At 65.3% G+C, this 13,880-nt stretch carries 9 protein-coding genes and 1 pseudogene; 9 read left to right on the plus strand and 1 reads right to left on the minus strand.

Annotation, left to right across the window (positions count from 1 at the left end):
* Positions 1–69: 69 nt before the first annotated feature.
* Positions 70–1,617, plus strand: coding sequence for a nitrogen regulation protein NR(I) (gene ntrC, locus AC3WON_RS16455; protein WP_492319902.1), 1,548 nt, complete (start codon positions 70–72; stop codon positions 1,615–1,617).
* A 74-nt stretch (positions 1,618–1,691) separates the two neighbouring features.
* On the opposite strand, the gene AC3WON_RS16460 is transcribed toward ntrC, so the two are convergent.
* A complete protein-coding gene (locus AC3WON_RS16460; RefSeq protein ID WP_492319903.1) occupies positions 1,692–2,483 on the minus strand; it encodes an HAD-IIB family hydrolase in 792 nt (263 codons plus the stop codon).
* Positions 2,484–2,678: 195 nt separating this feature from the next.
* Between AC3WON_RS16460 and ugpB the strand changes: the two genes are divergently transcribed.
* The 8 genes and pseudogenes from ugpB (at position 2,679) to lpdA (ending at position 13,839) form a co-directional block, all read left to right on the plus strand.
* Positions 2,679–3,995, plus strand: a complete 1,317-nt coding sequence (gene ugpB, locus AC3WON_RS16465) for a sn-glycerol-3-phosphate ABC transporter substrate-binding protein UgpB (RefSeq protein ID WP_492352275.1) — start codon at positions 2,679–2,681, stop codon at positions 3,993–3,995.
* Between the two features lie 151 nt (positions 3,996–4,146).
* Entirely contained in the window at positions 4,147–5,028 is an 882-nt protein-coding gene (gene ugpA, locus AC3WON_RS16470) for a sn-glycerol-3-phosphate ABC transporter permease UgpA (RefSeq protein WP_010809460.1), read from the plus strand.
* Positions 5,029–5,040: 12 nt separating this feature from the next.
* A complete protein-coding gene (gene ugpE / locus AC3WON_RS16475; protein ID WP_010809461.1) occupies positions 5,041–5,889 on the plus strand; it encodes a sn-glycerol-3-phosphate ABC transporter permease UgpE in 849 nt (282 codons plus the stop codon).
* A 37-nt stretch (positions 5,890–5,926) separates the two neighbouring features.
* Positions 5,927–7,027: a sn-glycerol-3-phosphate import ATP-binding protein UgpC gene (locus tag AC3WON_RS16480; protein ID WP_010809462.1), complete on the plus strand. Its 1,101-nt coding sequence runs from the start codon at positions 5,927–5,929 to the stop codon at positions 7,025–7,027.
* 1 nt (position 7,028) lies between these two features.
* Positions 7,029–7,775 carry a glycerophosphodiester phosphodiesterase gene (ugpQ, locus tag AC3WON_RS16485; protein ID WP_492352276.1) on the plus strand — a complete coding sequence of 249 codons (747 nt, stop codon included), beginning with the start codon at positions 7,029–7,031 and terminating at the stop codon, positions 7,773–7,775.
* A gap of 328 nt (positions 7,776–8,103) precedes the next feature.
* A complete protein-coding gene (locus tag AC3WON_RS16490; RefSeq protein WP_492319906.1) occupies positions 8,104–10,956 on the plus strand; it encodes a 2-oxoglutarate dehydrogenase E1 component in 2,853 nt (950 codons plus the stop codon).
* Between the two features lie 89 nt (positions 10,957–11,045).
* Positions 11,046–12,312, plus strand: a pseudogene (gene odhB / locus AC3WON_RS16495) (2-oxoglutarate dehydrogenase complex dihydrolipoyllysine-residue succinyltransferase).
* 102 nt (positions 12,313–12,414) lie between these two features.
* Positions 12,415–13,839 (plus strand): dihydrolipoyl dehydrogenase, encoded by a 1,425-nt coding sequence (gene lpdA / locus AC3WON_RS16500; protein WP_492319908.1) that lies wholly within the window; start codon positions 12,415–12,417, stop codon positions 13,837–13,839.
* Positions 13,840–13,880: the final 41 nt, after the last annotated feature.

Here is a 13,880-nt window from a genome sequence, read left to right on the forward strand (position 1 = left end):
AGCGATGGTGCATCCGCCGTGGCCGGGCATGCGGAAGACCAAATGACACCGAGCAGACAAGCGACGCACATGAAGCCGATCTGGATAGTCGACGACGATCAATCAATCCGCTGGGTCCTGGAAAAGGCCCTGGCCCGTGAAAGCCTGCTCTCGCGCAGCTTCACCAATGTGCGGGATGCGCTGGCCGCGCTGGAAGAAGACCAGCCCCAGGTGCTGATATCGGATATCCGCATGCCCGGCGGATCGGGCCTGGACCTGCTGCAGGCCATCAAGGCGCGGCATCCGGGCCTGCCGGTCATCGTGATGACGGCCTACTCGGACCTGGACAGCGCCGTGGCCGCGTTCCAGGGCGGCGCCTTCGAATACCTGGCCAAGCCCTTCGATGTCGACAAGGCGGTCGAGCTGATCCGCCGCGCGCTGGAAGAAAGCCTGCGTGAGGAAGAGCTGGACGACCGCCTCGTCGATGCGCCCGAGATCCTCGGCCAGGCGCCGGCGATGCAGGACGTGTTCCGTGCCATCGGCCGGCTCTCGCAGTCCAACGTGACGGTGATGATCACCGGCGAGTCCGGCACCGGCAAGGAGCTGGTCGCACGCGCGCTGCACAAGCACAGCCCGCGCGCCAACGGGCCCTTTATCGCGCTCAATACCGCAGCCATCCCCAAGGACCTGCTCGAATCCGAACTGTTCGGCCATGAGCGCGGCGCCTTCACCGGTGCGCAGACCATGCGGCGCGGCCGCTTCGAGCAGGCCGAGGGCGGCACGCTGTTCCTCGACGAAATCGGCGACATGCCGTTCGACCTGCAGACGCGCCTGCTGCGCGTGCTGTCCGATGGCAACTTCTATCGTGTCGGCGGCCACAACCCCTTGCGCGCCAATGTGCGCGTGATTGCCGCCACCCACCAGAACCTGGAGCTGCGCGTCAAGGAAGGGCTGTTCCGCGAGGACTTGTTCCACCGCCTGAACGTGATCCGGCTGCGCCTGCCGCCGCTGCGCGAACGCCCGGAGGACATCACGCTGCTGGCGCGTCATTTCCTGCAGAAGAGCGCCAAGGAACTGGGCGTCGAGCCCAAGCGCATGTCCGACGAAGCGCTGGCCTATGTCAGCACGCTGCCGTTCCCCGGCAACGTGCGCCAGCTGGAGAACCTGTGCAACTGGCTGACCGTGATGGCGCCGGCCCAGACCATCGAGGTCAAGGACCTGCCACGCGAGATGCTGGAAGCCGGCACCAGCGAGCCGGTCAATGCGCCGCGGCCCGAGCGCGTTGCCGAAGCGCGTGCGCCCGAGTATGAAAGCGCGCCTGACCTGGCCGACTACGGCGGGTATGCGACGCCGGTGGCAGAGGCCGACACGGCCACCGCAGTCCGGCCCGCGTCCGTGGCGACGGTGGTCCCGGCCCTGGCCCCGGCCGGCTGGGAAAGCCTGCTCGCCGGCGAGGCACGGGCAATGCTCGAAGCCGGCCAGCCGGAGGTCATGGATGTGCTGACGCGCCGCTTCGAGAAGGCGGTGCTGGAGGCCGCGCTGGGTGTCACGCGCGGGCGCCGCGTCGAGGCGGCGACCCGGCTCGGGATCGGGCGCAATACCATCACGCGCAAGCTGCAGGAGCTTGGGTTCGACTGAGCCAGGGCAGGGCGGGTGACAAGAAAAACCGGCCGGGACTTTCCCGGCCGGTTTTTTTGTTATGCGTGGGGTATTCAGCCGTGCGCTTCGACCAGCCGCTGCGCCATCTCGGCAAAGCCCTCGCCACCGGCCGCTGCGGTGATATAGGCCGGCGGCACCGGCAGCTGCGGCAGGATGTCGCGCACATTGGCCACGCCAACCGACAGCGGAAAGTGGGCGAACATGCTGGCATCGTTGGCCGAATCGCCGATAAACAGCCATTCGTCGCGGCGCGCGTCCACGTCTTCGCCCAGCAGTTCGGCCACGCACAGCCTGCTCATCGACAGCTTGTCGTGCAGGCCGAACCAGCCGTTGACATGGATCGAGCTGACCGTGGCGGTCATGCCGGCCTCGCGCATGATGGCGGCGATGCGGGCCACGGCGTCTGCAGGCAACGGCGCGACGTCCTCGGCATGGTCGATGGCCAGGTCGGCGGCATGCCAGGCCTGGTCCGAGGCCAGCGCGCAGCCCGGCACTTCGCGCACGATGTGCTGGCCCAGCGCTTCGATGCGCGCCAGGTTGCGCGCGCGCGTGGCGGCATCGTCCAGGAAGCGGGTCTGCAGGCGGCCGTTGTGCAGGTGCGAGTAGAACGCACCGTTCTCGCCGATGATGGCGTCGACCGGCCACAGCCGGGTCAGGATCTCGGCCCAGGCGATGCAGCGCCCGGTGACCGGGATCACGTGCAGGCCCGCGCGGCGCAACCCGTCGAGCGCCAGGTAGGTCGAGGCCGGCAGCCGCCCGTCGGTGGTCAGGGTGCCGTCGATGTCGGTCAGCACGCCGCGCACGCGCTGCAGCACGGAATTAGAGAGCTTGTTCAGGGATTGCATGGCGGGCCATTGTAACCGCGGATCTGGCGGCAATTTCCCTTATTGCACTGCAAAAGGCATCGTACTGGCCATACTGGTGAATCTGCTGATTTGCTAGCGCAGGTGCGACAGGCGTAACATGCCGCTGTCACAAAAAAATCACATACTGTCGGATTTTCGACCGACCGGAACAGACAGACCAAAGGAGAGCCACCGATGTCCTTATCCCGTACCGTGCTCAAACTCGCAGCGCTGGCGGCCCTGACCGGGGCCGGCAGCGCCCACGCCGCCGTTGAAATCCAGTGGTGGCACGCCATGCAGGGGGCCCTGAACGACAAGGTGAACGAGATCGCCAACAAGTTCAACGCCAGCCAGTCCGAATACAAGGTGGTGCCGGTCAACAAGGGCAACTACGACGAAACCATGGCTGCGGGCATTGCGGCCTTCCGCGCCGGTGGCTCGCCCGCCATCCTGCAGGTGTTTGAAGTGGGCACCGCCACCATGATGAGCGCCAAGGGCGCGATCAAGCCGGTGTCGGCGGTGATGAAGGACGCCGGCGAGAAGTTCGACCAGAAGGCCTATATCCCGGCGGTGGCGGGCTACTACACCTCGTCCAAGGGCGAGATGCTGTCGTTCCCGTTCAATAGCTCGACCACGGTGTTCTACTACAACAAGGACGCCTTCAAGAAGGCCGGCCTGGATCCGGAAAAACCGCCCAAGACCTGGCCCGAGGTGATGCAGTACTCGGCCAAGCTCAAGGCCTCGGGCACCAACTGCGCCTACACCACCGACTGGCAGGGCTGGGTCCACCTGGAGAGCTTCTCGGCCTGGCACAACACGCTGTATGCGACCAAGAACAACGGCTTCGGCGGCACCGACACGCGCCTGGTCTTCAACAGCCCGCTGCACGTCAAGCACATCACCAACCTGCAGGACATGGTGAAGAAGGGCTATTTCAGCTACGGCGGGCGCAAGGCCGAGTCGCAGGCCAAGTTCTACAACGGCGAGTGCGCGATGTTCACCGGCTCGTCGGCATCGCTGGCCAATATCCGCAAGAACGCCAAGTTCGCGTTCGCGGTGGCACAGCTGCCGTACTACCCGGAGGTGCAGGGCGCCCCGCAGAACACCATCATCGGCGGCGCTTCGCTGTGGGTGATGGGCGGCAAGAAGCCTGACGAGTACAAGGGCGTGGCCAAGTTCTTCAATTTCCTGTCGCGCCCCGAGATCCAGTCTGACTGGCACCAGGCCACCGGCTACCTGCCGGTGACGATGGCCGCCTACGAGATGACGAAGAAATCGGGCTACTACGACAAGAACCCGGGTGCCGATGTGTCGGTGCAGCAGATGGTGGTCAAGACCACCGACAAGTCGCGCGGCGTGCGCCTGGGCAACATGGTGCAGATCCGCACCGTGGTGGACGAGGAACTGGAAGCCGTCTGGGCCGGCAAGAAGGAGCCCAAGGCGGCGCTGGACTCGGCCGTGGCCCGCGGCAATGATCTGCTGGAGCGCTTCCAGAAGACTGCCCGCGAGTAAGCCGGCATAGCCAGCAAGCTGATGTGACAAGCGGGCGGTGGCGAAACCTCCGCCCGCTTGCATTGTGGACGGCCCCTTCGGACCGATCGGGACTGTCCGCATCCGTACCTAGTCCGATGCCGCGACCCGCGGCATTCGCCGGAATCCGTTCATGGAAAAACGCGTCGTTTTCCGTTCGCCGTGGCTGCCGTATCTGCTGGTCTTGCCGCAGATCGCGATCACGCTGATCTTCTTTTTCCTGCCCGCCGGGCAGGCGCTGTACCAGTCGATGCTGCAGCAGGATGCCTTCGGCATCAACCTGGAGTTCGTCGGCCTGGACAACTTCCGCATGCTGTGGAACGACCCGCTGTACGTGGAGTCGTTCCAGACCACCGCCATCTTTGCCGTGGGCGTGACCGTGGTGGGCCTGACTACCGCGCTGCTGCTGGCCTATTTTGCCGACCGCATCATCCGCGGCGCCGTCGGCTACAAGACGCTGCTGATCTGGCCGTATGCGGTGGCGCCGGCCGTGGCCGGCGTGCTGTGGATGTTCATGTTCAACCCGACGCTGGGCGTGGTGTCCTATGCGCTGCGCAAGCTCGGCGTGGAATGGAACTTCCTGCTCAATGGCGACCAGGCATTGCTGCTGGTGGTGCTGGCCGCCGCCTGGAAGCAGATCAGCTACAACTTCCTGTTCTTCCTGGCGGGTCTGCAGAGCATCCCGCGCTCGCTGATCGAGGCTGCCGCGATCGACGGCGCCGGCCCATGGCGCCGCTTCTGGTCGATCATGTTCCCGCTACTGTCGCCGACCACCTTCTTCCTGATGGTGATCAACGTGGTCTACGCGTTCTTCGATACCTTCGCGATCATCGACGCGGTCACCCACGGCGGCCCGTTCAATTCGACCAACACGCTGGTCTACAAGGTCTTCCATGATGGCTTCCGCGGCATGGACATCGGGGGCTCGGCCGCGCAGTCGGTGGTGCTGATGGTGATCGTGATCGCGCTGACCGTGGTGCAGTTCCGCTATGTTGAACGCAAGGTCCAGTACTGACGGAGACAGCACATGGTAGAACGTCGCCCCTTCCTTGATTTCCTGAGCCACGCGGTGCTGATCCTGGGCATCGTGATCGTGGTGTTCCCGGTGTACCTGACCTTCGTCGCGTCCACGCTGACCGCCGAAGAGGTGCTGGACGCGCCGATGACGCTGATCCCAGGCAGCCACCTGATCGAGAACTATCGCACCGTGCTGTTCCAGGGCGTGGGCGAGGCCGCATCGCCGGTCTCGACCATGATGAAGAACAGCCTGATCATGGCGCTGGGCATTGCGCTGGGCAAGATCGCGATCTCGATCATCTCGGCCTTTGCCATCGTCTATTTCAAGTTCCCGCTGCGCAAGACCTTCTTCTGGCTGATCTTCATCACGCTGATGCTGCCGGTCGAAGTGCGCATTCTGCCGACCTACAAGGTGGTGTCGGACCTCGGCATGCTCGACAGCTACTTTGGCCTGACGGTCCCGATCATCGCGTCGGCCACCGCCACCTTCCTGTTCCGCCAGTTCTTCCTGACCATTCCGGACGAGCTGGCCGAGGCCGCGCGCATCGACGGCGCCGGGCCGCTGCGATTCTTCTGGGACGTGGTGCTGCCGCTGTCGCGCACCAGCATCGCCGCGCTTTTCGTGATCCAGTTCATCTACGGCTGGAACCAGTACCTGTGGCCGCTGCTGATCACCACGCAGAAGTCGATGACGCCGGTGGTGGTGGGCGTGACGCAGATGATCTCGCGCTCGGGTGACGCGGCCACCGACTGGAACCTGGTGATGGCCACCGTGATGCTGGCGATGATCCCGCCGGCGGTGGTGGTGGTGCTGATGCAGAAGTGGTTCGTCAAGGGCCTGGTCGAAACGGAAAAATAAGGCGCGGTGGCCACGAGCCACGCGCAGGACAACAGCAATGGCAAAACTGTCGCTACGCAACGTTCAGAAAACCTACGCCGGCAGCGTCCAGGTGGTGCACGGCATCGACATGGAGATCGCCGACGGCGAATTCATCGTCATCGTCGGCCCCTCGGGCTGCGGCAAGTCCACGCTGCTGCGCATGGTGGCGGGGCTGGAAACCATTACCGGCGGAGAAATCCATATCGGCGACAAGGTCGTCAATAACCTGGAGCCGGCCGAGCGGGACATCGCCATGGTGTTCCAGAACTACGCGCTCTATCCGCATATGAGCGTGTACGACAACATGGCCTACGGCCTGAAGATCCGCGGCATGGCCAAGGCCGAGATCGCGCAGCGGGTGAACCATGCCGCCGGCATCCTGGAGCTGGCGCCGCTGCTGGACCGCAAGCCGCGCCAGCTGTCGGGCGGGCAGCGCCAGCGCGTGGCCATGGGCCGCGCCATCGTGCGCGAGCCGGCGGTGTTCCTGTTCGACGAGCCGCTGTCCAACCTGGACGCCAAGCTGCGCGTGCAGATGCGGCTGGAACTGAAGGAGCTGCACCGGCGCCTGGGCACCACCAGCCTGTACGTCACGCACGACCAGGTCGAGGCGATGACGCTGGCGGACCGCATGATGGTGCTCAACGCCGGACGCGTCGAGCAGATCGGTACGCCGCTGGAAGTCTATTCGCGTCCGGCCAGCACCTTCGTGGCCGGCTTTATCGGCTCGCCGCCGATGAACCTGATCCCGGTGGCGCGCAACGCCGGCGGCGACACGGGCGCGCAGATGCGCGTGGTGGCGAAGGAGGGCGAGGCTGCCAATGCCACGCTGGGGCACCTGCCGATGGGGCTGCACCTGCCGGAGCAGGCACTGCTGGGGCTGCGCCCGGAGCATATCGAGCCGTGCGCCGCGCATGAGGCCATCGCCGAAGTCGATGTGCGCGTGGTCGAGGCGCTCGGCGCGGATTCCTTCGCCTATGGCTCGCTTGGCGGACAGGCGGTAGTGGTGCGGCTGGACAGCCATGCGCACGTGCGCGCCGGCGACCGCCTGCCGGTGACGTCGTCGGCGGAGCACCTGCATTTCTTTGCGCCCGATACGGGCAAGCGCATCGAGGCCTGACATGACCAGCGTAACCGACACTGCCTGGCGGTACCCGAGCCATATCGCGCACCGCGGCGCCGGCAAGCTGGCGCCGGAGAACACGCTGGCAGCGCTTCGCCACGGCGCCGGCTTTGGCTACCGGATGTTCGAGTTCGACGTAAAGCTGTCGGCCGACGGCAAGCCGGTGCTGATGCACGACGCCACGCTGGACCGCACCACCAGCGGCCAGGGCAGGGTGGATGCGCTGACACTGGGCGAACTCGCGCAGCTGGACGCCGGCACGTGGCACAGCCCCGCCTTCGCCGGCGAGCCCGTGCCGACGCTGGCGGCCATCGCACGCTATTCCCGGGCCAACGGCTTGATGGTCAATATCGAGATCAAGCCAGTGCCCGGCACCGAGGCGCGCACCGGTGCGGCAGTGGCGCTGGACGCGCAGTCGCTGTGGGCGGGTGCCGCGGTGCCGCCGCTGCTGTCATCGTTTTCTGAGGAGGCGCTGGCCGCCGCAGCGGGCGTCGCGCCAGACCTGCCGCGCGCGCTGCTGCTCGACCAGCTGCCCGCGGACTGGCTGGAGCGGCTGCGCCGGCTGGGCTGCGTGGCGCTGGATGCCAACCACCGCGAACTGGATGCCGGCGTGATCGCCGCCGCGCACGCGGCCGGTTTCCGGGTCCTCTGCTATACCGTGAACGATCCGGCGCGGGCGGCGCAGTTGCTGGCCTGGGGCCTGGACGGGCTGATCACAGACGCCGTCGACCAGATCGCGCCTTGATTCAAATTGTTGTGCGGGTGTTGCTAATTCGCTGATTGCGAACCGAATTGTCGTGGGTGGGTGTTTCGTATCGCGAAAAGTCCACATTGATCAAAGGCAATTCATGCTATTCTACCGCCGTGAAGACTTTAGGTCCTTCCCCGCACAACTTGCCCTTTCGGGCCTTGTGAGGAAGCCATCACACGCGGCACCCAAGCGGTGCCGTTTGTGTAGGCGCCTCAGTTGGGCTCCCAAGAGTTGTTTGCGATCCGCTAACCGGTCAAGCCGTGTCGCGGAAGGTTGAATAACCCGCTGAACTCCGGCATTCCCGGAGAATAGTGAGCGTCCCATGATGCAGCAGTATCAGAGCAACTCGTACCTCTTCGGCGGTAACGCCCCGTATGTCGAAGAACTGTACGAGGCCTACCTCCAGAACCCCGCCTCGGTTCCCGACAATTGGCGCGCGTATTTCGACGCCATGCAGAACGTTCCTGCGGTCGACGGCTCGAACGGCCGGGATATCCCCCACGCCCCCATCGTTGCCTCGTTCGCCGAGCGCGCCAAGCAAGGCCCCATCAAGACCATCGTTGCCTCGGCCGATTCCGACATGGGCCGCAAGCGCGTCGCTGCCACCCAGCTGATCGCCGCCTACCGCAACATCGGTTCGCACTGGGCCGACCTGGACCCGCTCAAGCGCCAGGAGCGTCCGCCCCTGCCGGACCTGGACCCGGCGTTCTACGGCTTCTCCGAAGCAGACCTCGACATCGTCTTCAATGCCAGCAATACCTACTTTGGCAAGGAGTCGATGAGCCTGCGCGAGCTGCTCAACAACCTGCGCGAAACCTACTGCGGCACCATCGGTTTCGAATTCATGTACGTGAGCGATCAGGCGCAGAAGCGCTGGTGGCAGGAGCGCCTGGAAACCACGCGTTCCAAGCCCGTGTTCACGCTGGAAAAGAAGAAGCACATCCTGGACCGCCTGACCGCGGCTGAAGGCCTGGAGCGCTTCCTCCACACCAAGTACGTCGGCCAGAAGCGCTTCTCGCTGGAAGGCGGCGAAAGCTTCATCGCCGCCATGGACGAGCTGATCCAGCACGCCGGCAGCAAGGGCGTGCAGGAAATCGTGATCGGCATGGCCCACCGCGGCCGTCTGAACGTGCTGGTCAACACGCTGGGCAAGATGCCGGCCGACCTGTTCGCCGAATTCGAAGGCAAGCACGTCGACGACCTGCCGGCCGGTGACGTCAAGTACCACAAGGGCTTCTCGAGCGATGTCTCGACCGAAGGCGGCCCGGTCCACCTGTCGCTGGCGTTCAACCCGTCGCACCTGGAAATCGTCAACCCGGTGGTCGAAGGCTCGGCCAAGGCCCGCCAGGAACGCCGCGGCGAAGTCGGCCACAAGGAAGTGCTGCCGGTGCAGGTGCACGGCGACGCGGCCTTTGCCGGCCAGGGCGTGGTGATGGAGACGCTGAACCTCGCGCAGACCCGCGGCTACGGCACGGGCGGCTCGATGCACATCGTCATCAACAACCAGATCGGCTTCACCACCTCCGACCCGCGCGACGCGCGTTCGACGCTGTACTGCACGGACGTGGTCAAGATGATCGAGGCCCCGGTGCTGCACGTGAACGGCGACGATCCCGAAGCGGTGGTGTACGCCATGCAGCTGGCCGTGGACTTCCGCATGGAGTTCAAGAAGGATGTCGTGGTCGACATCATCTGCTTCCGCAAGCTGGGCCACAACGAGCAGGACACCCCGGCGGTCACGCAGCCGCTGATGTACAAGAAGATCGCCCAGCACCCCGGCACGCGCAAGCTGTACGCCGACAAGCTGGCCGCGCAGAACCTGGTCCCGGCCGAGTTCGGCGACGAGAAGGTCAAGGAATACCGCGCCGCGATGGACGCCGGCAAGCACACCGCCGACCCCGTCCTGTCGAACTTCAAGAACAAGTTCGCCGTGGACTGGATGCCGTTCCTGAACCGCAAGTGGACCGACGCCGCCGACACCGCCGTGCCGGTGACCGAGCTCAAGCGCCTGGCCGAACGCATCACCACCACGCCTGAGACCCTGAAGCTGCACCCGCTGGTGGAGAAGGTGGTCAAGGACCGCGCCAACATGGGCCGCGGCGACCAGCCGCTGGACTGGGGCATGGGTGAGCACCTGGCCTTCGCCTCGCTGGTGTCGTCGGGCTACCCGGTGCGTATCACCGGCCAGGACGCCGGCCGCGGCACCTTCACCCACCGCCACGCCGTGCTGCACGACCAGGCCCGCGAGCGCTGGGATGCCGGCAGCTACGTGCCGCTGCAGAACGTGTCGGAAAACCAGGCACCGTTCACGGTGATCGACTCGGTGCTGTCCGAAGAAGCCGTGCTCGGCTTCGAATACGGCTACTCGGCCGCCGAACCGAATGCGCTGGTGATCTGGGAAGCCCAGTTCGGCGACTTCGTCAACGGCGCCCAGGTGGTGATCGACCAGTTCATCTCGTCGGGTGAAGTGAAGTGGGGCCGTGCCTCCGGCCTGACGCTGATGCTGCCGCACGGCTACGAAGGCCAGGGCCCGGAACACAGCTCGGCCCGTATCGAGCGCTTCCTGCAGCTTTGCGCGGACCACAACATGCAGGTCTGCCAGCCGACCACGCCGGCCCAGATCTTCCACCTGCTGCGCCGTCAGATGATCCGTCTGTTCCGCAAGCCGCTGGTGATCATGACGCCGAAGTCGCTGCTGCGTAACAAGGACGCCGTGTCGCCGCTGTCGGACCTGGCCAAGGGCCACTTCGAGACGGTCATCCCTGACCACGAAGAACTCAACGCCAGCAAGGTCAAGCGCGTCATCATGTGCTCGGGCAAGGTCTATTACGACCTGGTCAACACGCGCAAGGAGCGCGAGGCCAACGATACGGCGGTGATCCGCCTGGAACAGCTGTATCCGTTCCCGCACAAGGCCGTGGCAGCAGAACTCAAGAAGTATCCGAACGCCACCGAAATCGTGTGGTGCCAGGACGAGCCGCAGAACCAGGGTGCCTGGTTCTTCGTGCAGCACTACATCATGGAAAACATGACGGATGGCCAGAAGCTCGGTTATGCCGGTCGTCCCGCTTCGGCTTCGCCGGCAGTGGGCTACTACGCAAAGCACAACGAGCAACAGAAGGCGCTGCTGGATGCTGCCTTCGCCAAGCTCAAGGGCTTTGTTCTGACCAAGTAATCAAGCGGCAGCCACGGCGGCGCGCGCAGACGGCCGCCGTGGCATAGCCAGCATAAAGACAACACGCATAACACGAGGAATTCACAACCATGGCTATCGTTGACGTCAAGGTTCCGCAGCTCTCCGAATCGGTCGCCGAAGCGACCATGCTCAACTGGAAGAAGAAGCCGGGCGAGGCTGTTGCACAGGACGAAATCCTGATCGAGATCGAAACCGACAAGGTCGTGCTGGAAGTGCCGGCCCCGTCGGCTGGTGTCCTGTCGATTATCGTCAAGAACGACGGCGACACCGTCGTGGCCGATGAGATCATCGCCAAGATCGACACCGAAGCCACCGCTGGCGCCGCCGCACCGGCTGCTGCCGCTCCGGCCGCCCCCCCCCCCCCCCCCCCCCCCCGCCGCTGCCCCGGCACCGGCCGCTGCTGCCGCCGCAGGTGGTGTGGCGATGCCGTCGGCTGCCAAGCTGATGGCAGAAGCCGGCCTGTCGGCTGGCCAGGTTGCAGGCACCGGCAAGGACGGCCGCATCACCAAGGGTGACGCGCTGGCCGCTGCTGCTGCTCCGGCCGCCCCGGCCGCCAAGGCTGCTCCGGCTCCGGCTGCCGCCAAGCCGGCGCTGCAGCAGGTTTCGGCCCCGGTCGACTTCGCCGCGCTGGGCGACCGCCCGGAAGAGCGCGTGCCGATGAGCCGCCTGCGCGCCCGTATCGCCGAGCGCCTGCTGCAATCGCAATCGACCAACGCCATCCTCACCACCTTCAATGAAGTGAACATGAAGCCGGTGATGGACCTGCGCAACAAGTACAAGGACCGCTTCGAGAAGGAACACGGCGTCAAGCTGGGATTCATGTCCTTCTTCGTCAAGGCCGCGGTGCACGCGCTGAAGAAGTTCCCGCTGATCAATGCCTCGATCGACGGCAACGACATCGTCTACCACGGCTACTTCGACATCGGCATCGCCGTGGGCTCGCCGCGCGGCCTGGTGGTGCCCATCCTGCGCAATGCCGACCAGATGAGCCTGGCCGACATCGAGAAGAAGATTGCCGAGTTCGGCGTCAAGGCCCGTGACGGCAAGCTGTCGCTGGAAGAACTGACCGGCGGTACCTTCTCGATCTCCAACGGCGGCGTGTTCGGCTCGATGCTGTCGACCCCGATCATCAACCCGCCGCAATCGGCCATCCTGGGCGTGCACGCCACCAAGGACCGCCCGGTGGTGGAAGACGGCCAGATCGTGATCCGCCCGATGAACTACCTGGCGATGTCGTATGACCACCGTATCATCGACGGCCGTGAAGCTGTGCTGGGCCTGGTGGCCATGAAGGACGCGCTGGAAGATCCGGCCCGCCTGCTGCTGGACCTGTAATCAACGGTCCCCCCGCGCACGTCTGCCGTGCGCGGGGCGCGCTTCCCCCGTGATGAAGGCGCGTCGGCACAAGCTGTCGCCGGCGCCCACAAAGGAATTTCCATGAGCAAACAATTCGACGTGCTGGTGATCGGCGCCGGCCCCGGCGGCTACATCGCCGCCATCCGTGCCGGCCAGCTGGGCCTGAACGTGGCCTGCTGCGAAGGCAACCCGTATGACGATCCCAAGGGCGAAGCCCGCCTGGGCGGCACCTGCCTGAACGTGGGCTGCATCCCCTCCAAGGCGCTGCTGGCTTCCTCGGAAGAGTTCGAGAACGTCCAGCACCACCTGGGCGACCACGGCATCACCGTGGGCGACGTCAAGGTCGACGTGGCCAAGATGCTCAAGCGCAAGGACGACATCGTCGGCAAGATGACCAAGGGCATCGAGTTCCTGTTCCGCAAGAACAAGGTGACGCTGCTCAAGGGCTACGGCAAGTTCGTCGGCAAGAGCGCCGAAGGCTTCCAGGTCGACGTTGCCGGTGAAGTCGTGACCGCCAAGCAGGTCATCATCGCCACCGGTTCGAAGGCTCGCCACCTGCCGGGCATCAAGGTCGACAACGACCTGGTCAGCGATAACGAGGGCGCGCTCAAGTTCCCCGCAGTGCCGAAGAAGCTGGGCGTGATCGGCGCCGGCGTGATCGGCCTGGAGCTGGGCTCGGTGTGGCGCCGCCTGGGTTCCGAAGTGACCGTGCTGGAAGCACTGCCCGCGTTCCTGGGCGCCGCCGACGAAGGCGTGGCCAAGGAAGCGCAGAAGCAGCTGACCAAGCAGGGCCTGAAGTTCAGCCTCGGCGTGAACGTCAACGAAGTGACGACCGGCAAGAACGGCGTGACCGTCAAGTACACCGACAAGGACGGCAAGGCGCAGACCCTGGAGGTCGATCGCCTGATCGTGTCGGTTGGCCGCGTGCCCAATACCGACAACCTGGGCCTCGACGCCGTCGGCCTGGCCGCGGACCAGCGCGGCTTCATCGAGGTGGACGACCACTGCGCCACCAAGGTGCCGGGCCTGTGGGCCATCGGCGACGTGGTGCGCGGCCCGATGCTGGCGCACAAGGCCGAGGACGAAGGCGTGGCCGTGGCCGAGCGCATCGCCGGCCAGAAGCCGCATATCGACTACAACTGCGTTCCGTGGGTGATCTACACCTTCCCTGAAATTGCATGGGTAGGCAAGACCGAAGCCCAGCTCAAGGCCGAAGGCCGCGAGTACAAGGCCGGCCAGTTCCCGTTCATGGCCAACGGCCGTGCACTGGGCATGGGCCACGCCGACGGCTTCGTCAAGATGCTGGCTGACGCCAAGACCGACGAGATCCTGGGCGTGCACATCGTTGCCGCCAACGCTTCGGACCTGATCGCCGAAGCCGTGGTGGCGATGGAGTTCAAGGCCGCCAGCGAGGATATCGGCCGCGTCTGCCACCCGCACCCGTCGATGTCGGAAGTCATGCGCGAAGCCGCGCTGGCCGTCGACAAGCGTCAGCTTAATATGTAAGGCGCATGCTTCGCATTGCCTGAGTACCGGCGCGCCGCATC

Source organism: Cupriavidus sp. FW305-46, assembly GCF_058787075.1.